Source organism: Paenibacillus sp. FSL M7-0134 (assembly GCF_038007865.1).
GTDB classification, from domain to species: domain Bacteria; phylum Bacillota; class Bacilli; order Paenibacillales; family Paenibacillaceae; genus Paenibacillus; species Paenibacillus polymyxa_B.
This window is the reverse complement of sequence record NZ_JBBOXV010000001.1, coordinates 2229608-2249727: the sequence shown is the minus strand read 5'-3', so window position 1 is coordinate 2249727 and position 20120 is coordinate 2229608. Positions and strand designations below refer to the sequence as shown.

The 20120-nt window shown below is 44.5% G+C and carries 18 protein-coding genes; 1 reads left to right on the top strand and 17 read right to left on the bottom strand.

What is annotated here, in order from left to right; translation table 11 throughout:
- Positions 1–7: 7 nt before the first annotated feature.
- On the top strand, positions 8–502 hold the full coding sequence (locus tag NSQ58_RS10060; RefSeq protein WP_023989689.1) for a nuclear transport factor 2 family protein: 495 nt from the start codon (positions 8–10) through the stop codon (positions 500–502).
- A gap of 87 nt (positions 503–589) precedes the next feature.
- Here NSQ58_RS10060 and NSQ58_RS10055 read toward each other — a convergent pair whose 3' ends face one another.
- The 17 genes from NSQ58_RS10055 to NSQ58_RS09975 all read right to left on the bottom strand — a co-directional run bounded on the left by NSQ58_RS10055 (position 590) and on the right by NSQ58_RS09975 (position 20031).
- Entirely contained in the window at positions 590–1426 is an 837-nt protein-coding gene (locus tag NSQ58_RS10055) for a methyl-accepting chemotaxis protein (RefSeq protein ID WP_023989690.1), read from the bottom strand.
- A 276-nt stretch (positions 1427–1702) separates the two neighbouring features.
- Positions 1703–3160: a glycoside hydrolase family 1 protein gene (locus NSQ58_RS10050; protein ID WP_316244038.1), complete on the bottom strand. Its 1458-nt coding sequence runs from the start codon at positions 3158–3160 to the stop codon at positions 1703–1705.
- Positions 3161–3191: 31 nt separating this feature from the next.
- On the bottom strand, positions 3192–5105 hold the full coding sequence (locus NSQ58_RS10045) for a beta-glucoside-specific PTS transporter subunit IIABC (protein WP_028542282.1): 1914 nt from the start codon (positions 5103–5105) through the stop codon (positions 3192–3194).
- 107 nt (positions 5106–5212) lie between these two features.
- Positions 5213–6046: a BglG family transcription antiterminator LicT gene (gene licT, locus NSQ58_RS10040; RefSeq protein WP_023989692.1), complete on the bottom strand. Its 834-nt coding sequence runs from the start codon at positions 6044–6046 to the stop codon at positions 5213–5215.
- A gap of 586 nt (positions 6047–6632) precedes the next feature.
- A complete protein-coding gene (moaA, locus tag NSQ58_RS10035) occupies positions 6633–7649 on the bottom strand; it encodes a GTP 3',8-cyclase MoaA (protein ID WP_023989693.1) in 1017 nt (338 codons plus the stop codon).
- A 37-nt stretch (positions 7650–7686) separates the two neighbouring features.
- A complete protein-coding gene (locus tag NSQ58_RS10030; protein WP_023989694.1) occupies positions 7687–7920 on the bottom strand; it encodes a MoaD/ThiS family protein in 234 nt (77 codons plus the stop codon).
- Positions 7917–8357, bottom strand: coding sequence for a molybdenum cofactor biosynthesis protein MoaE (locus NSQ58_RS10025; protein ID WP_023989695.1), 441 nt, complete (start codon positions 8355–8357; stop codon positions 7917–7919). Before NSQ58_RS10025 ends, NSQ58_RS10030 begins: the two co-directional genes overlap by 4 nt.
- An 85-nt stretch (positions 8358–8442) precedes the next feature.
- Entirely contained in the window at positions 8443–9462 is a 1020-nt protein-coding gene (locus NSQ58_RS10020) for a ThiF family adenylyltransferase (protein ID WP_023989696.1), read from the bottom strand.
- The gene (locus NSQ58_RS10015) at positions 9455–10609 is read right to left on the bottom strand and encodes a nitrate/nitrite transporter (RefSeq protein ID WP_023989697.1); all 1155 of its coding nucleotides are present in this window, start codon (positions 10607–10609) and stop codon (positions 9455–9457) included. Before NSQ58_RS10015 ends, NSQ58_RS10020 begins: the two co-directional genes overlap by 8 nt.
- 166 nt (positions 10610–10775) lie before the next feature.
- Complete coding sequence (locus tag NSQ58_RS10010; protein ID WP_176716890.1) at positions 10776–11306, bottom strand: hemerythrin domain-containing protein; 531 nt, start codon at positions 11304–11306, stop codon at positions 10776–10778.
- A gap of 22 nt (positions 11307–11328) precedes the next feature.
- Positions 11329–11976 (bottom strand): response regulator transcription factor, encoded by a 648-nt coding sequence (locus tag NSQ58_RS10005; RefSeq protein ID WP_023989699.1) that lies wholly within the window; start codon positions 11974–11976, stop codon positions 11329–11331.
- A 7-nt stretch (positions 11977–11983) separates the two neighbouring features.
- Positions 11984–13048, bottom strand: a complete 1065-nt coding sequence (locus tag NSQ58_RS10000; RefSeq protein ID WP_023989700.1) for a PAS domain-containing sensor histidine kinase — start codon at positions 13046–13048, stop codon at positions 11984–11986.
- 1 nt (position 13049) lies between these two features.
- The gene (locus NSQ58_RS09995; RefSeq protein ID WP_023989701.1) at positions 13050–13502 is read right to left on the bottom strand and encodes a GAF domain-containing protein; all 453 of its coding nucleotides are present in this window, start codon (positions 13500–13502) and stop codon (positions 13050–13052) included.
- Between the two features lie 45 nt (positions 13503–13547).
- Complete coding sequence (gene narI, locus NSQ58_RS09990) at positions 13548–14231, bottom strand: respiratory nitrate reductase subunit gamma (RefSeq protein ID WP_028542277.1); 684 nt, start codon at positions 14229–14231, stop codon at positions 13548–13550.
- Positions 14231–14797: a nitrate reductase molybdenum cofactor assembly chaperone gene (narJ, locus tag NSQ58_RS09985; RefSeq protein ID WP_023989703.1), complete on the bottom strand. Its 567-nt coding sequence runs from the start codon at positions 14795–14797 to the stop codon at positions 14231–14233. Before narJ ends, narI begins: the two co-directional genes overlap by 1 nt.
- Positions 14790–16367, bottom strand: coding sequence for a nitrate reductase subunit beta (gene narH, locus NSQ58_RS09980; RefSeq protein WP_023989704.1), 1578 nt, complete (start codon positions 16365–16367; stop codon positions 14790–14792). The genes narJ and narH overlap by 8 nt, the downstream gene beginning before the upstream one ends.
- The gene (locus NSQ58_RS09975) at positions 16357–20031 is read right to left on the bottom strand and encodes a nitrate reductase subunit alpha (RefSeq protein WP_028542274.1); all 3675 of its coding nucleotides are present in this window, start codon (positions 20029–20031) and stop codon (positions 16357–16359) included. Before NSQ58_RS09975 ends, narH begins: the two co-directional genes overlap by 11 nt.
- Positions 20032–20120: the final 89 nt, after the last annotated feature.

Below are 20120 nucleotides of genomic sequence, written 5' to 3'. Positions count from 1 at the left end.
TAACAGCATGAATCCCAAAAAGATTAAAAATGTAACTATTAATGCTTCATTCAACAGCGAGAATGAAGTTGCTAAAAAGAACATGGATGTCATTGTAGACTTTTTTTCTTTATATTTAGGAGATACGGACAAATTTTATTCTTTGTGGGTTGAAGATAATCCGGCTGTAATTACCCCATTTACCACTGATGATGTGGCAGTTTTGCACAATTCTGTTCAAGAAGGCTGGGATGCTGTAAAAGGCTTCTTTAATCCCATTTTTAATGATATGAAAGGGACATTTGAATGGACCATCGATGAGTTTATAGTCGGAGAAAATCCTAACACGATTGTGACAAAAACACGCAGCCATATTGATATCACAGCGAATGGACCATGGGGAGAAAATAAAAAAATAAAATACAACGGGATCTATGTCCAGATCTTTAAATTTGAAAACAATAAAATCAAATCTTTCGAAGAGTATTATGATACTGCACTGTTAAACCAACAATACTCGTAAATATTTACTATTAGAAAAAGTCTCGGCCTGTAATCTACATTTCCATACGGAATGTACAATTCACAGACCGAGACTTTTTTTCATTCTTTATTCTGCTTCAACATCATCCGTGATTTTTTCTACTAACCCTCTCAAGCCGTGGTTGGTTACATTTAATTGATCAATAATATTCATAAATTCCGTAACAAGCTTGGCTTGCTCTTGGGAGGATACCGCAATCTGTGTGATTTCTTGTTCCATGTTATAAACCGATTGTCTGACGGCTTGCAAGGACTGCTCAATCCGTCCGGTTGCTTCCTTGGTGCCCGTAGACATTTTTCGGATTTCTGTAGCCACAACCCCAAAACCAGCTCCTGCCTCACCCACTCGGGCTGCTTCAATTGCTGCATTTAATCCAAGCAAGTTCGTCTGCTCTGAAATTTCCTTAATGTAGCCGGCCACCTCAGTCACGTTACCGGAGTCCTCAACCGCCTGTTTAGTATTGCTTAGAATTTCTTCGGCTGTCGCACTAAGCTCCTCCGAATGGGCCGCCACATGCTGAATCCCTTCAACTAGCTTGCTTGTAACATCCTCGGCTTGAGTCATCAACTTCTTCAGTTGATCTTGATTATCCATACTATAGGTGATACACATTACGGCCTCGATCTCATTCTGTTCATTCTTAATCGGATGAAAGTAAGAATCAGCAGCGATGCCGAAAACTTCAGCAGCGTAACGCTCTCTGGTCTTTTCACCGCCTACTAGCATTTTGAAGTCTCTGTGTACATCAGGAAGAGGATCGCCTGCTTTGAAATCATAAACTAAGCTTTTACCCGACTGAAAGAACAGAAATTTTTCCCTGTCCATTACGGAAATTGAAACATCTTGTCGTGCAGCTTCTTTGATAAATGGCATGGCGGTCAAAACAGCTTCTACTTGATTCATAATATGTATCCACTTCCTTATATTTTGATATAAGTCCTATCTTCTTTTTCGACATTTTCATCCCATGTGTTTAGTGAATTTTAAAATACATGGATGATGTTGAGCCCCTACCTATAAACAATCTCCGTAGTTTCCTGAAGGGAATCCATTTTCACAGCCGGGATGAATATCCATTTAAGGTATTATTTTCGTTTCATAATGTAAATTCAAGCAGCGCGTACCGATTAAAATTGGCACGCGCTGACGGTATGACTTTTATGAAACAGGCGCTAAGATTTAATCCAACTGCTCTCCATTGGTTTCAATCACATTCTTATACCAATAGAAGCTCTTCTTTCTGGATCTGGCAAGTGTCCCTTTGCCTTCATTATCCTTATCTACGTATATAAACCCATAACGCTTTTTCATTTCACCAGTTCCCGCACTTACCAGATCAATACATCCCCAAGGCGTATACCCTATTAAGTCTACTCCATCAGCAATCGCTTCTTTCATTTGCTCAATGTGTTGCTTTAGATAATCAATTCGATAATCATCGTGAATGGTGCCATCTTCTTCCACTGTATCTACGGCGCCAAGGCCATTTTCAACAACCATTAACGGGATTTCGTATCGGTTGTAAATGTTATTGAGGGACCATCTCAATCCCTGTGGATCGATCTGCCAATCCCAGGCACTTGCTTTCAAATGAGGATTCTTTAAGCCCATAGATAAATTTCCTCCCACCTTCTCCTGGTTGGGATCGGCGCTGACACAAGTAGAGGAATAATAGCTGAAGGTATAGAAATCTACGCAGCCTTCCTTTAAGATGTCCTCATCCTCTTCTTGCATTTTGATCTGAATGTTATGATCTCTAAAATAGCGTTTGGCAAATCCCGGATAAGCGCCTCTTACTTGAACATCTGAGCATAAGAAATTACTTAAGTTATCCTTTTGTTGAGCTAGCAGAATATCATCAGGATGGCATGTAAGTGGGTAGGAACACATATAAGCAATCATACAACCGATTTTAAAGTCCTTATTGATTTCATGACCCAGCTTTACAGCCTTTGCACTGGCAATAAATTGATGATGCAACGCCTGATACAAAACCTGCTCATCCTTCACTGTAGCATGGGCAAGCTCTCCATTCCCCTCCGGCATCATAGCTCCAGCCATGAATGCGCCAAATGACAAGGTTAAAATATTGATTTCATTAAAGGTTAACCAGTATTTCACGACATCTTTGTATCTGTTAAAAAGCACTTCACAATATCTCACATAAAAATCTACGACTCTGCGATCTGACCAACCATTATATTTTTGGGTCAAATGAAACGGTGCTTCATAATGTGAGATTGTAACCAAAGGCTCAATATTATACTTTTTCAATTCTGCGAATACACGATCATAGAACTGCAAGCCTTGCTCATTCGGCTCTGCATCATCTCCGTTAGGAAATATTCTTGACCACGCAATGGACATTCTAAAGACCTTGAATCCCATCTCTGCAAATAAGCGGATATCCTCTTGATAGTGGTGGAAAAAATCAATAGCCTCGTGACTCGGATAGTTCACTCCTTCTTCCAGTATAGGTGTAATTCTTCGGGAAGTCGTATGCGTTCCAGCCGTAATCACATCCGCAGTGCTTAAGCCTTTACCTTCTTCATTATATCCACCTTCAAATTGGTTGGCAGCCGTTGCACCTCCCCATAAAAATCCTTGTGGAAATTCCAATTTAGTTGTATTTTTCATTGTTTAATTCCTCCTCAACATTTAATTAAGATTAGACTACGACGGTCAATAAATCTTCTTGATACTCAATCGCCTTCTTCTCTGTTTCAATGACATCCAGGTAATTCGTAGTATTGGCAACGATAACAGGTGTGGTCAAAACATAACCAGCCTCTTTTATAGCTTCCATATCAAACTCCATAAGCAGCTGGCCTTTTTTAACAGCATCTCCCTGTTTTACTTTAGGATAAAAATGTTTGCCTTTTAATTTGACCGTATCTTTGCCTACATGGATGAGGACCTCAACACCGTGATCACTTGTAATTCCAATCGCATGACCTGACGAAAATAATGATGTTAATACACCATCTACAGGTGAAACGACCTTACCTTCAGAAGGTTCAATGGCGATCCCTTTACCCAGAGCACCTGTCGAAAAGGCTTCATCTGTTACTTCAGATAAAGACTTCACTTCACCTTTTAATGGACTCATCACCGTCTCTTGCTTTACTAAAACTTCTCCTCTTGCCGCTCCTGGTGTACTGTCTTCCTTTTTTGCTTCTTTCACTTCATCATCTTTAAATCCGCCAAAGAACATAAGCAAGAAGCCTAATACAAAGCTTACCAGGATACCGATAACAGCCCCATAAAATCCGTTGTCTATACCTGCCGGACTGATATAGCTTGGGATAGCGAAAATACCCAATCCACCAATAATGTAACCTTTAGTTCCCATCATTCCTATAATACCGCCGCCTACTGCGGATGCTATACAGCTTAAAATAAATGGTTTCTTACGTGGTAATGTAATCCCGTAAATTGCTGGTTCTGTCACACCAAAAATCCCGGAGATGACAGCTGGAATGGAAAGTGATCTCAGTTTTACATTTTTGGTCTTAAACAAAATCGCCAGTACGACGCCCGTCTGAGCAAAGGAAGCTCCCAGCGTAGCCGCAAGAATCGGATCGAATTTAAGCACTGCTAAATTGTTCATAGCGATAGGAACAAGTCCCCAGTGTAATCCAAAGATAACAAACACTTGCCAGAAAGCGCCCATGAGCATACCTTCAATAATCGGACTTAAGTTATACACAAAGAGGGTTCCAGCGCCAAGCAGTTGACCTGCCCAAGTCGAGAGAGGTCCAATCACAATCAACGCTAAGGGTACAATAACTAACAATGTGAAAAACGGAACCAAAAATGTTCTCACTACGCTAGGGATTACCTTTTTAAAGAAGTTTTCTATTTTTGAGCCTACATAGGTGGATATGATAATCGGAAGAACGGTTGACGCATAACTCATCAGAATGACCGGAATACCTAAGAAGGTGATATATACCGGTGACTCAAATATAGTACCGCTAAATAGAGTATATAGTGGTTTGCCCGAGGCTGTTATCGTGCTAAATGTTGGGTACACAAGCGATGCACCTATAGCCATGCCTATAAAAATGTTGGCATTGAATTTTTTAGCTGACGTATACCCCAGGAAAATAGGAAAGAAGTAAAACAAACAATCACCTAAAGCATTGAGAATTTGATAGGTACCCGATGTAGTAGCCAGCCAGCCCAAAGCTACAAATAAGGCGGTGAAGCCCTTAATCATACCTGTGGCACTTAAGACACCCAGCGTGGGTGTAAATACACCTGAAATGGTATCAATGAATCTATTGAACAAACTCATTTTTTCACCTGATGCTTCTTCTGAATCTCCTGTTTGAAAACCACCTACAGCAGTAACATCAGCATAAACCTCAGGTACATGGTTACCTATAACAACCTGGTATTGCCCGCCACTCTTTACCACAGTGACAACACCATCCATATTTTTCAAAACCTCTGTATTGGCTTTACTTTCATCTTTTAATTTGAAGCGCAAGCGTGTAATACAATGAGTTAGACTATTCACATTTTCTTTGCCGCCGACATTTCTGATGATGTCTTTTGCTAATGTCTCATACTTCATTGTAACTTCCCCTTTAATTGTATTTATAAAAAAAGGCAAAACCAAAATAGATCAAATTCGATCTAGGTTGGTTTCGCCTGCATTACCAGTAACAATCCAAGAGTTATTCAATTTTCTCTTTGGGTCACACGCTGAATATGAATCGTTATATACAGCTTTTCCTCATCTGACAATACCATATCCAAGTATTTCTCAATCTTCAGCATGCAGCCATAAGCCTTTTTGTACTTTGCTTTCACTTGCCTCCACAAAAAATCGTCTTCCAGTTCTACTTTTTCTTTTTTATTTAATCGCTGAAAGAAGAACCTTAAATGCGTAATAAATCGCTCATAACTGATCGAGCGTTCATCTATGGTGGTATTATAAGAGTATTTAATAATATTCAAGATGTCGTGTATTTTTTGAGTTTGCTGAGCAACATCTGCTACCTTGTTGTAGGAGCTGTTTACTTGAGCATTTATTAAATGAAGAGCAATATTACCTGCTTCATCTTCTGACAATCGTTTGCCTGTTTCGTCTTCAATGAACTCCAGTGCTTTTAATCCAACCGCAAATTCTTTGGGATAAAATTTTTTAATCTCCCAAATTAATGGATTTGCATTTTTAAACCCTTCATCAAACATTTTAAATGCATTGTTCATGTGATCCGTAAGCGAAACATATATATAATCGCTCAATTGTGCTTCTAATATGCTTTTTCCATATTCAATGATGTCATAGCATAACGAAACATATTCTGATGGAACATCCTCTAACAATAGCTTGAATTTCTCTGAAGCATCTTTATGTTTAAGCACAAAGACCTTTTCAATTAGATGCTCTTCTACTTGTTCACCTGCACTCTTTTTGAATGCAATACCACGACCCATAACAACAAATTCATCTCTTTTTTGATCTTTGGCTATTATGGCGTTGTTATTAAATATCTTCGTTATGATCATCTAACTGCCCCCCTTATCCCATCAAATTTAAAAAAGGATTTAGTTGCTGGGCGAAATTTCAGATAGGTCACAAGACGGTAATAGCCGATCAAACCTTCGTCGTAAATCAAATGCAAATGTATTGATTTACAATTTCGTGTTATGAAAACGCATTCATAATGAGAGACAAAGCCTTACGTTTTCCCTGAATGATCTTGAGTGCTTCCAAACCGATCTGATATTCCGTTTTGAAAATGAATATAGTCGGTTAACCACGTCCTATGACATCATTTTTCGGATGTCGATTCGTTGGTCGACGTCATCATCTTTGTTGTTCAGCACTTGTAAGGCTTTATATCACTCACCTTTCTGCGTTATGGCTGGGCCATATATTCATATCATGCAGGATATCGTAAAGCTTGTATTCTAAAAAGAAAAGGCAAAACCCAACACATGGAAATCTAATTCCATGCCTCGGGTTTTGCCTTTTCAGTAACAATCCCAAGATCATAATAACATCGAATTTAAGTTTTGCCAACAAAAATGTTTGCGCTTTCTTTTTCGAGGCAACCACATCAAATACAGCACATTCTCATGGTATAAAATGTCAGCCACCAATGTAGGACATGTTAATCTTTTTTTTGTTGTTGGCTGTCTGCTCCGTACGTTCATCGGAATACCGGTCTGTGCGTTGCTCCCATACAGAAGTAATCACATCGAGTAATTCCTGGTCATTCGCTCCATTACGAAGCATCTGACGTAGATCAAATCCGCCTGAAGCAAACAAACATGTATAAAACTTGCCATCGCACGATAAGCGGGCACGTGTACAAGACGAACAAAACGATTCAGAAACCGAAGTAATAAAACCAATCTGTGCGTCGCTGTCTTTATAACGGTAACGCTTTGCTACTTCTCCAAAGTAATCCTGATCCATCGGCTCCAGCTCGTACGCATTCTTAAGTCGTTCAACGATTTCTTTTTTGGTTAGTACCTTTTTGAAGCTCCATCCGTTGTCATTACCTACATCCATAAACTCGATAAAGCGAAGGGTTATTCCCTGCTCCTTAAAATAGGCGGCCATCGGCAAAATCTCCGAGTCATTAACGCCTTTTTGAACTACCATATTGACCTTGATTTCAAAGCCGATTTCTCTTGCATATTCGATCTGCTTCAAAATAATATCAGGCTTAATCCCCCGCCCATTCAACCGCCCAAATAGCTCGGGGTCCAGAGCGTCCAGACTGACATTAAGCCGTCGTAGCCCCGCGTCATAGAGAGGCTTAGCCTGCTGTCCTAGCAGCACACCGTTGGTGGTCAAGCCGACATCTTCCACTCCGTCAATGGACAAAATTTGGGAGACCAGGTCGGGTAGATTCCTGCGCATTAATGGTTCGCCGCCCGTGAGTCGGATCTTTTTTACACCCAGGGATACAAAGAGCTTCGTCAGCCGGTGAATCTCTTCAAACGACAGACATTCATTTTGGGGAAGAAAGGCGTAATCGTCACCGAAAATTTCTTTAGGCATGCAATAGGAACAGCGGAAATTGCAGCGGTCTGTAACCGATATACGCAGGTCACGAATCGGCCGCTGCAACTTGTCTTTCAGTGGATGAAAATTCATACGCCCCCTCCTTTCTAGTTGTTTAGCATCGTTATCATTAGCCGCCGCTGACTGGGGGAATGAAGGCTGCAATGTCTCCATCCTGTAATACATCCGTAGACAACGCATACTCCTCGTTTATCGCAATTCGCACAGACTTGATCGGCATATCTGGATATTGATCTGTTATCCAATTGGATAAATCGCCTACCGTTTGGCCCGCCAAATCTGCCAATTCTTCTGCTTTTCCCGTCACCTCACGGAGTCCCGCAAAGTAGTACAGCTTAATCATGACTGATCTCCCCCCGGCTTTTTCTTTTGATCTCCGACCCACTGCGTTCCATCTTCCCAAATCTCTCGTTTCCAAATAGGAACTATTTCTTTGATTCGTTCGATCGCGTATTCATTCGCCTCATACGCATCCGAACGGTGAGGTGAAGAAACGGCAATGACAACGGCGACATCACCGATTTGAAGCTCGCCAATGCGGTGCGCGATCGCCACTCGCGTTCCTTCCCATTTCTGTTCGATTTCGCGACCAATCTCTGCGAGTTTTTTTTGAGCCATAGGGACATAGGCCTCATAAGCAAGGTATAAGGTCCGTACGCCTTGAGTCCATTCTCGTACGTGCCCTGTAAAAATAGTCACCGCTCCTGCTTCCGGCCTTAGGACATAATCCGCATAAGCCTGCGGGATAATGGGCTCCGTTACGATTTCAAACACACTCATCTTTTCCACCTTCCAGCCACCGGACAAGCCACTCTCCGGTGACAGACTCTTTTAAATGTTTCTGCTTTTTGTATCTACATCTCATTTAACCGAACAGCTGATGATATAGTTTTTGACCGTTGGCAACACTCCGGACACCGTGTATGAGAAGCCTTCCGTTTTTGAATAAAATCATTCGATGCTTAAAAGCATAAAACTCAACGAAATAAGGGGTTCTTTTTACACGATCTGCTATAAGCCTGCCCATTTTCTCTGCATCATCAAGCGTGATCGGACGTTGTGGGTCTGGAAGAACCTGTACCACGTTCCGTCCGCACAGAGTCGCATACGCCGAGCGACGTGATGCTGTCAGTGCAGGAAACGTAGGATGTTCTCCACAGGTTGGACAATCTTGGTTACGGATGCGGGAAATCCCTATGTCCATCTGCGTATTCTCCCATAGATCAAATAGATGAACCTTGCGGCGCATCTTATCATGTCTGCCACTCAGCCACTTCATGGCTTCTGCACATTGGAGGGCAGCTGTCACCTGGACTGCGGGTGAGATGATTCCAGCCGTATCGCAGGTCTGATTGATCGCAGGCAACGATGGCAGAAGGCAGCGTAAACAAGCAGACTCGCCCGGCACGAATGGAAAAACAACGCCTGTGCTTCCAACACAGGCTCCATAAATCCATGGAATTCCTGCCTTCAGTGCAGCGTCGTTGATAAGCAGACGAGTTTCAAAATTGTCCGTAGCATCCATCAGCAATTTACTTTTGCTGGCAAGTTCTTGAACAAGCTCGGCATCCAAATTATCGAGATATGTGTGCAACCGCACGTCTTCTCGTATGGCTTTCAGCCTTTTTTCGGCTGCCATGACCTTAGGCTGCATTTCCGCGGCGTCCTGCTCCGTGAACAGCTGCTGACGTTGCAGATTCGACATCTCCACATAATCCCTGTCGACAAGATGAAGCTCCCCAACGCCCGCTCTTACCAATGTTTCGGCAATGGCGGAACCCAGTGCCCCGCAACCGATAATGGTGACGACAGCAGCGGATAAATTACGCTGCCCTTCGCCACCAATAGGTCTAAATAAGATCTGTCTGGAATAACGTTCATTCATTAGATTGTGTCCCTTGATAATACAGCCATATAACGAGGATCAGGCTAGCCAGCGCCACTTGGGAGAGGAGCATGAATCCAATGGAATATTGGCCAGTAGCGGCATGAATCGTCGACAACAAGATCGGAGGGAAAAAGCCACCGAGACCGCCCATCATGGATACAATTCCGTTAACTATACCTGCCTGTTTATTAAAATAAAATGGAACTAGCTTGAAAATGACGCCGTTCCCCATTCCAGCACATACAGCGATCGCCAAGCAGCCTACTGTATAAAGGGTAATCCCTGGTGAAAAAGCCAAAAGAATCGCAGCGACCGTATAAACAGAGAACGTGCCTACCAGCAGGAACAGGGGCTGAAACCGATCCGCCAGCCAGCCACCGATGGGGCGGAAGAAAGTGGCAATCGCTATAAAGCCTGCTGTACGCATCCCTGCATCCACTTTAGTCAGCTCAAAATTCGATACCAGGAAATTCGGCAAGTACACCGTGAACGCTACAAATGAGCCAAATGTAATAAAATAAAAGAGCGAGAAAAACCAAAGCTTTTCATTTTTGTAAACCCCTTTAATCTGTTCCATAATGGGCGTCTTTACTTTAGCTTCATGACGGTCCCCTAAGAAGAAATTCAAAGCGATAAAAACAAGCAGCAGAATGAGATACAGCTTCACTGTAGGGGCCCAGCCAATTTGAGTAGCCACAATAGGGGCCGAGAAGGTAGTGACGGCTGTTCCCAAATTTCCTATGCCATACATCCCATTTACAAACCCATGCTTTTCCTTTGGATAATACTTCGGCAGCGAAGTCACCCCAACCGAGAACACAGCTCCCCCAATCCCAAGGAACAAGCCACCGATAATTAAATCCATCATCGTAGAAGCTTCACTGATATAGTAGACGGGAAACAAAAGCAAAATAAAGCTAACGAGAAAAACGATTCTTGCTCCGAAGATGTTGGCATAATAACCAAGCGGAATGCGCAGAATCGAACCAAGCACGACTGGAATTGCCGTGACCATGGCCAATTTTCCGGGTGGAATAGCAATATCCTCCGTAATGAACGGCATAAGAGAAGAAATGATAACCCATACCATGAATCCAAGAATCAAGTTCAATGTTTGTAACGGCAACTGCATTTTTCTAATCATTTAACTCACCTTTTCAACGTTTTTTCTGTCGAATTATTGATTTGAATTTTCTGTCCCCATTGTAGCCGCTAGCCCATCCATTCGAATATAGGGGACTCCCCTTTACCTGGCAGGGGACTCCCTGAAAATATAAAAAGCCGCTTCTATAGGAAGCGGCTTGGTCAATTCAAGAGATAAGCGTATTTAATTTGTCACATAACTTGGTCAGATCATTCCGATTGATCTGTTGCTCTGCCATAGGAAAAAGTACGGCTTCTTCTTTTATAAAATGTACAGTCAGGACTTCGAAGGCCTCCCCTGCGTTCTTGGTCGCCTCCTGAATCTCATCAAGCGTGAGCAAACTCAGATCGCCCTCCGTCTGATAAAGAAAGTGATCGATATAGCCCTCTATTTCACGGTGCTCCTCCTGTATACCGACGAGCGGTCCCTGTTCAAAACCAATGTAGGTTCCTAGCAGAGAAAAGAAGTGTTCTTCTTCCTTTTCGGTATGTTTCTTGAGGGGTACCCTAAAACCGATAATCTGCATTCTCAGCTTTTCCAGTTGCTTGCGGCCTTCTTCCAAATCTAGTATTCTGTGCTGCTCAAACCACAATACAATGGCATGCCATTCATCCATCAGATAGGTTAGATAGCGATGCTCATTTTCAAGAATACGCATGGCAGGTTTGGAAAAGCGCAATTTCTCATTTTCCAGCACGCGGATTTCCTCCATTCATCGGCTAAAAATCCAGCATTTTTTTCTTTAATGCATATTGGACCAGTTCAGGCCGACTTCTTAAATTCAATTTCTCCATGATTTTCGCTTTGTTCGCTTCCACCGTCTTGACAGAGATGAACAGCTTTTCCGCAACTTCCTTGTTACCGTAACCTTTTGCGACCAGAGGTAGAATCTCCAGTTCCCGCTTGGACAGGATCTCATAAGGATCTTCTGATTGTGACGTCGTATCTTTTTTGATGAACTCACGAACGAGAGAAGTAGCCATTTTAGGATGGATATAAGTCCCACCCCCATGAATGGTTCGTATAGCAAGCAATAACTCCTCATCTGGGGCATTTTTCAAAACGTATCCTGAAGCACCATTCTTTAAAATATGAAAAAGATATTCTTCATCGTCATGCATGGTCAGAATCAGAATTTTAGTATCAGGGTGGTCCTCTTTAATCTTGCCTGTAGCGATCAATCCACTTTCGCCTGGGGGCATGCTGAGATCCATGATTAGAATATCCGGACGATATTTAGCTACCATCGTATACGCTTCAATGCCATCCGCAGCCGTTCCGACAACCTCCATATCCGATTGGAAGTTCAAAATCATGGAAAATCCGCTTCGTACAATAGCATGGTCATCCGCTAACACAATTTTGATCAAGTCTCTATTCCTCCTCTTGGCCAATCGGAATTTGTAAAAAGACTTTGGTTCCCTGACCAACATTTGAAAGGACGCCAAAACTCCCGCCTACCAGCTCTGCTCGCTCCTGCATGCCATATAAACCTAATCCCGTTCCAATAGGCTTGCTCCCCTTTTCAAAGCCAATTCCATCGTCCTCTACAGTCAAACGAAGTGTATGATCGTGCTCAGTCAAAGAAACTTTAACCATGTCTACCTGGGCATACTTCAAGGCATTGAGAACAGCCTCCTGGCAGACACGGTAAATGACCGTTTCCTTTTCACTTCCATATCGCTTTTGGGAAAGATCCGACACAAATTCAACTACCAGACCAAAGCTTTGTTCAACCCTCTTAAAGTGGGAACGAAATGCCGCTTCAAGCCCAAAATCATCAAGTGTGGCGGGGCGTAATTCCACAGACAGGTTGCGGATATCATCCAACAATCGCGTCATGGATGCTTCAGTCTGCTTCATATTTTTGATGAGCTGTTCATCATTCGTCATGTATTTTAACACCCGTAGTTCAACAACCGCGCTCATCAATTCCTGGGCCACACTGTCGTGCAGTTCCCTGGAAAGCCGTTTGCGCTCATTTTCCTGCGCTTCAATGACATGCTTCATCATTTTGTTTTGATACAATTTTTCCTGCGTCTGAAATTGTGGAGTCAAGTCTCTCAACATCAACACCCGTGTTCCATGTTCAGAATCAATGGTGTGAAAAGAAGCGGCATAGGGAACCATTCGGTTGCTCTTCGTTTCCAGATACACCTGAAAAGAAGCGAAATCCTTGGATTCTGGCATATTGAAATAACAGTCAAGGCAGGTACGGGGCTCCGTTTCGCTTGTATAGCCCCTGCATGTTCCACATAAAGCTCTTTCCTTCCCTTCATAGAGTTGAATCAGGACGTCATCGCCCACAATCTCCTCAGCTGCCGGATTCATGGCTAGGGTATTCCCTTGCCTATCAAAAAAGAAAATGGCTTCCGTACTGTTCTCAAACAACTTCACCATTAGCGCACTCAAAGAACCAGTCCCTAAAGACAATGTCAATTCACATCACTTCCTTCCCGTTCAACTCTCCAATTCCTCTATGTGCCAAGGCTTCCAAATCACGCATCATGGCTTCGGTCATGAGCTGTTCTTCCCGAAATCCACCAAGCAGTACGCCCGCGACGCGAGCATCATTCCATAGGGGAACAGCCCCGAGACTCTTGAGCTTCTCGGATTGAACGATCGGATAGTTAAACAGGTTGTCTGCCCCCACATATTGATAAATAGATGGAATGAAAACGGATTTCCCGGTTTTAAACACGATTCCTGCTATGCCCTTACCGGATTGCAGCACAATCCGCTTAAAGCGATCATTTAAATTACCGGCTGCATTTTTCCATTTAATTACGTATTGATATTCGGCCGGTTCAACCAGAGCTAGCGCCATGAAATCATAACCGAAATGTTCGCGTATTCGCTCAAGCTCCCTTTGATAATCCATCCTATTATTCATCGCTCTCTCCTAATAGAATTAGGAAAGAAGGCAGAGCCCGCTTTCCTAATTCGATTTATGTCTTCTGTAAAGGATATAACTTCTGCGCACATAATTCAACGGAACACTCCACACATGTACAAGCCGGGTAAACGGCCAGAATGCAAAAATCGCAAAGCCCATAAGTATATGAAGCCTGAAAGACATCGGTACGTCTCTCATCAGAGTCGGGTCAACACGGAATATGAATAAACCGCGGAACCAGATCGAGATCGTCTCCCGATAATCGAATTCCGGCTGTACCGCATTCGTTACGAGAGTCGCGAACATCCCCATGCATACAATGGCCAAAAGCAATACGTTTACAATCAAATCAGACGCTGTACTTAAACGGCGCACATTGCGCATTGTAAAACGACGAGAGGTAAGAATCAACATACCGAGGAATGTCATCGCTCCAAATATTCCACCAACATAAACTGCTCCAATATGATACAGATGATCGTTTACACCCAGTGCATGCATCCAGGTTTTTGGTATGCCCAAACCGGATACATGACCCATAATAACTGGGATAATACCCAGGTGGAATAAGAGACTTCCGATCATCAATTGTTTTTTTTCAATAAACTCACTTGATTTTGCTGTCCAATTGAACTGGTCGTTTCTATAGCGGAAAATATGCCCTACAATAAAGACCACCACGCACATATAAGGGAAAATAACCCATAAAAACTGCTCTAGCATCATCATTGCGCGGCTGCCTCCTGTTCTACGCAAACTTTAAGCGTTTCACGCAGTCCCTTCACCAAATGAAAATACGGGCTTTTCATTTTTTCCAACGCTTTAAGCAAATGATATGTGCCGTCTTCCAAGATCGCGATTGGCATGCGGAAGTTTTCTGTCGTCTTCGGATCTTGCGACCATTCGGCGGCATACAGAAATTCACACATGAGCGGCAGGTAATCTGGCAGCTCTCCATCTGGCATTTCAAGACCATACATCTCGTATAGCACCTTTAACTTGACCAACATTTGTCCCCGTTCTTTTGCATCTTCGAATTTAAAGTAAGTCATATATAGTGCACAATTCTTTTGAAAATCAAAGGTTTCCGTATACATTTCCTGAATCTCTTCCATACTGAACTCTTGCATAAGGGACCAGTAGGTGTTCGCATACGTATATGCCGGATGGTTTGGATCAAACGATGTTTCCAGAAAAGCCGGATGAAAATCCAGCTTTTCTGGGTACATGAGTTGCTGGGCGAAAAACCCGAATGATGGCTTGCATTCATACAGCTTCGCTACATTAATCACGCCAAATACCCCCGTAGAAGTTTTCTTCATACATTTCTTTGCCCGTTTTCAAGGGCTCTTCCATCCCCATTGAACTTGCCAGACTACAGCCATCACATCCAGAGCCTGAACCCATGTTTCCCATGGTATCGCCGTAACCAGCAGATCCTTGAGCTCGGTACGGGTTCGAATATCCTTCTTTATGCGATGTCGGAATGACGAAACGATCCTCATACTTGGCAATCGCCAGAAGTCGATACATCTGCTCGGTCTGCCGCGGTGTCATGCCGATGCGCTCAAGACGGCTTTCATCGAAAGATTGTCCTGTGGACTGGGCACGCATATAGGAGCGCATCATAGCCATTCGCTGCAAGGATTCCTTCACGGTTTGCGTGTCGCCCGCCGTCAGCATATTGGCAAGGTACTGAATGGGGGTACGCATCTCTTCGATAGCCGGAAAGATCATATCGGGATTCTCAATCGAGTCTTTCCCTTCAAAGTAATTCATGATCGGACTAAGTGGTGGCACATACCAGACCATAGGTAATGTGCGGTATTCCGGATGAAGCGGGAATGCCAGCTTGTGCTCAATGGCAAGCTTGTAGACCGGCGAGTTCTGCGCTGCTTCGATCCAGTCCTCCGAGATACCGTCTTTTCTCGCTTGAGCAATCACTGCCGGATCACTTGGATCCATGAACAGGTCGCACTGCGCTTTGTAAAGTTCTTTCTCATCCTGCGTAGAAGCGGCCTCAAGCACCCGATCCGCGTCATACAGCATAACGCCGAGGTAGCGAATTCGTCCTGTACATGTCTCGGAGCAGACTGTCGGCAGGCCAGCTTCCACACGTGGGAAACAGAAGGTACATTTTTCCGCTTTGTTCGTCTGCCAGTTAAAGTACACTTTTTTGTATGGACAGCCCGTCATGCAATACCGCCATCCGCGGCAGGCTTCCTGATCCACGAGCACGATTCCGTCCTCGTCTCGTTTGTACATGGCGCCCGAAGGACAGGACGCGACACAGCTTGGATTTAGGCAATGTTCGCAAAGCCGTGGGAGATACACCATGAACGACTTCTCAAAGTTAAATTTAATCTCTTCTTCGATTTTCTGAATATTTGGATCAAGCGGACCGGTTACATGCGCACCCGCCAGGTCATCTTCCCAGTTTGGGCCCCACTCCAAATCCATTTTTTCACCTGTTACCGCAGAATGCGCGCGTGCCACAGGTGAATGCTTCTGTTCGCCAGCGTTGGTCAGTTGCTCGTAATTATAAGTCCAGGGCTCATAATAGTCTTTCATTTCCGGCATGTCTGGATTGTAAAAAATCTTACCCAGTGCTATCTTGGACAGCTTGTTGCCTGACTTCAGTTCCAGTTTCCCTTTGCGGAGCTGCCAGCCCCCTTTATATAATTCCTGGTCTTCCCAGCGCTTCGGATAACCGATACCGGGTTTGGTTTCCACATTGTTAAACCACATATATTCCGCACCTTTGCGGTTCGTCCAGGTTGTTTTACATGTCACGCTGCACGTATGACAGCCAATACATTTATCCAGGTTCATGACCATGGCAATTTGAGCTTTAATCTTCAAGCCAGTTAACCTCCTTCATTTTACGTACCGCAACGTACACATCACGCTGGTTGCCGATCGGACCATAATAGTTGAATCCATAACTAAGCTGAGCATATCCACCGACCATCTGGGTTGGTTTGAGATGAATTCTTGTTGGTGCGTTATGACTACCGCCGCGTGTGTCCGTGATTTCGGAGCCTGGCACTTGAATGTGCTTATCCTGAGCATGGTACATGAACATCGTTCCTCTTGGCATCCGGTGGCTGACAACAGTCCGGGCGGTTACGACGCCGTTACGGTTGTATACCTCTACCCAATCATTGTCGGCCAGATCGTGTGCCTCTGCGTCTTCGTTGTTGATCCACACCGTAGGACCTCCGCGAAACAGTGTCAGCATGTGCTGGTTGTCCTGATAGGTGGAGTGAATATTCCATTTACCGTGCGGTGTCAGATAACGAAGCACAAGTGAATCTTGCCCGCCTTTTATTTCCCGGTCGCGAGGGCCGAACACCATCGGCGGCAGCGTCGGTTTGTAGATCGGCAATGATTCCCCAAATTGTTGGAAAATCTCATGATCAATATAGAAATGCTGTCTTCCCGTCAAAGTACGAAACGGAACGAGACGTTCAATATTCGTTGTAAATGGTGAATAGCGGCGTCCCTTCTTGTTCGATCCAGTGAATACCGGTGTCGGTATAACTTCACGCGGCTGTGCCGTGATACTTTGGAAAGTGATCCTTTCCGCTGCCCGATCGGCCGAGATGTCTTTGAGTTCCACACCGTGAAGCTCTTCTGCCTGCTCATAAGCCTTTTGCGACACCCGTCCATTAGTCGCGGATGAAAGGTGAAGAATTGCATTGGCCACTTGGCGAGCTGTCTGGATTTTGGGCAGCCCATCTTTAATGGACTCATCGTAATAAACTCCGTTCAACTTTTTCATTTCCTCATATTCGTCCGCTACGGAGAAGCTGACGCCATGCGCACCTGCTTTCCCAGTAGTCAAATTAGGACCGAGTGAGATAAATTTATCGTGAATTTTAGTATAATCGCGTTCGATGATGCTGAAATTCGGCATGGTTTTACCCGGAGTCGCTTCAATCTCGCCCTTCGTCCAATCCTTTACAAGACCCATCGGCTGTGAAATTTCGCCTATACTATCGTGTGCGAGCGGCGCGGTCACAAGGTCTTTATATATTCCTGGTAGATACTCTTTTGCCATATCCGAAAAGACTTCGGAAAGCTGGCGGTAAATATCCCAGTCCGCGCGGGATTCCCACAGAGGGTTAACAGCCGGATTAAATGGATGCACGAAAGGATGCATGTCTGTTGACGACAAGTCTGTTTTTTCGTACCAGGTTGCCGCCGGAAGCACGATGTCCGCGTACAATGGAGTTGTTGTCATCCGGAAATCAAGTGCAACCATCAAATCAAGCTTTCCTTCTACATCTTCTCTCCAGACGATTTCCTCAGGTTTCTGTTCTTCATTCGGCCGGGCAAGCAGGGCATCAGATGCTCCGAGTAAATGTTTCATGAAATACTCTTGCCCCTTCGCCGAACTGGAAATCAGATTTGACCGCCAAACAAAGAGTGAACGCGGGAAGTTCTCGGCTGCCCCAGGATCTTCTACAGCGAAGCGTGTCTTACGTGATTTAATCTCTTCCACAGAATGATTAATGATGTCCTCGTTGGACTTCTTGCCTAATTGCGCAGCCTCTTCGGCGAACAGTAGACTGTTTTTATTAAACTGTGGATAAGAAGGCAGCCATCCCAGACGCGCTGCGAGCACGTTGTAGTCTGCTGGATGTCTGTAACTGACATCTCCGCCAATCGGTGACTTCAAGGTGTCTGTTCCACTTTCTTCGTAACGCCACTGCTCTGTTGCAAAGTAGAAAAACGATGTAGCATTTTGCTGTCGAGCCGCCCCTTGCCAGTCTTTTGCAAAGGCAATCGTTGACCAGCCTTCGATTGGGCGAAGCTTTTCTTGACCCACATAATGCGCCCAGCCTCCACCGTTTACGCCTTGGGAAGCAGTCAACACGACAAGATTCAAGATGGACCGATAGATCGTGTCACTATTGAACCAGTGGTTGATACCCGCACCCATAATAATCATGGAGCGCCCTTTAGTATCGATAGCATTTTGAGCAAATTCCCGAGCAATCTGTACCACAACAGACGCCTTCACACCTGTGATCTTCTCCTGCCAGGCAGGGGTATAATGCGAAGCTTCGTCGTAATAATTCTTGGCGTTATGAGGGCTGTCATTGCGTGCGACACCGTACTGGCTCATCATCAAATCGTACACGGTTGCTACGTAACGTTCCGAGCCATCTGCCAAGCGTACTTTTTTGGCTGGAATTACACGTTTGAACGTTCCATTACCGGCGTTATCAAAGTAAGGGAATACGACTTCTTCCCATTGCTCGCCATGACCTTCCACAGTGAGCGCGGGCTCAACCTTTGTTCCATCTTCCCGTTCCAGAATCAGGTTCCATTTCTTATCCTGCTCCCAGCGCTGTCCCATCGTACCGTTCGGGACCAGCATTTCCCCCGCCGCTTCGTCATATATGACCGGCTTCCAGTCCGCATGCGGCGAAGCATCCCCCAGGTCACTCGCCCGTAGAAAACGTCCACCTTTCCAGGCTCCCTCGTGTGGATCAAGCAGAATCATAAACGGCATATCTGTATATTGTTTGGCATAGTTAATGAACATCGGTTCTTGGCGCTCTCTGTAAAACTCATCCAAAATAACATGCGTCATAGCCTGGGCTATGGCAGCATCTGTACCCGGATGTGGTGCAAGCCAGTTGTCAGCGAACTTCACATTCTCCGCCAAGTCGGGAGCCACGGATACGACTTTTGTTCCCTTATATCGTACTTCCGTCATAAAATGAGCGTCTGGCGTCCGGGTAAGCGGTACGTTCGATCCCCACATAATCAGGTAACCCGCATTGTACCAATCAGAAGATTCCGGTACATCCGTCTGTTCACCCCAAATTTGAGGAGATGAAGGCGGAAGGTCGGCATACCAGTCATAAAAACTCAACATCTGTCCACCGAGAAGCGAAATGAATCGGGCTCCTGAAGCGTAGCTTATCATTGACATCGCCGGAATTGGCGTAAAGCCCGCGATCCGGTCGGGACCATACTTACGAATGGTATAGATGAGTTGCGCCGAGATCAGGCGTAGGACATCGTCCCAAGCGACACGGACATGACCACCTTTTCCGCGAGCTGCTTTGTAGAGCTTGGCTTTCTCCGGATCTTCCACAATGCTTGCCCATGCTTCCACCGGATTGGCATGTTCCTGGATGGCTGCCTGCCAAAGCCGCAACAGCTTGCCGCGCATATAAGGATATTTCACGCGTAATGGACTGTATTCATACCAGGAAAATGTAGCCCCACGCGGGCATCCGCGCGGTTCAAATTCTGGCATATCTACACCGCAGGAGGGATAATCGATCTGTTGATTTTCCCAGGTAATGATGCCGTTTTTTACAAAAACCTTCCAACTACAGGAACCGGTACAGTTCACTCCGTGAGTCGTCCGAACCACTTTGTCGTGAGACCAACGCTGACGGTACACGTTTTCCCATTCTCTATTTTTTTCCTCAAGGATTGACCAATTTCCCGAATAGCTTTCGATCGGTTTAAAAAAGTTGAGGTTGTATTTTTTTTTCATCGATGACCAACACTCCTTTTTAGAAAGAATCATCCCAACGCAAGTTCCAAGGGAAGACTCATTCGCTTACTCTCATTATGTAATTCATT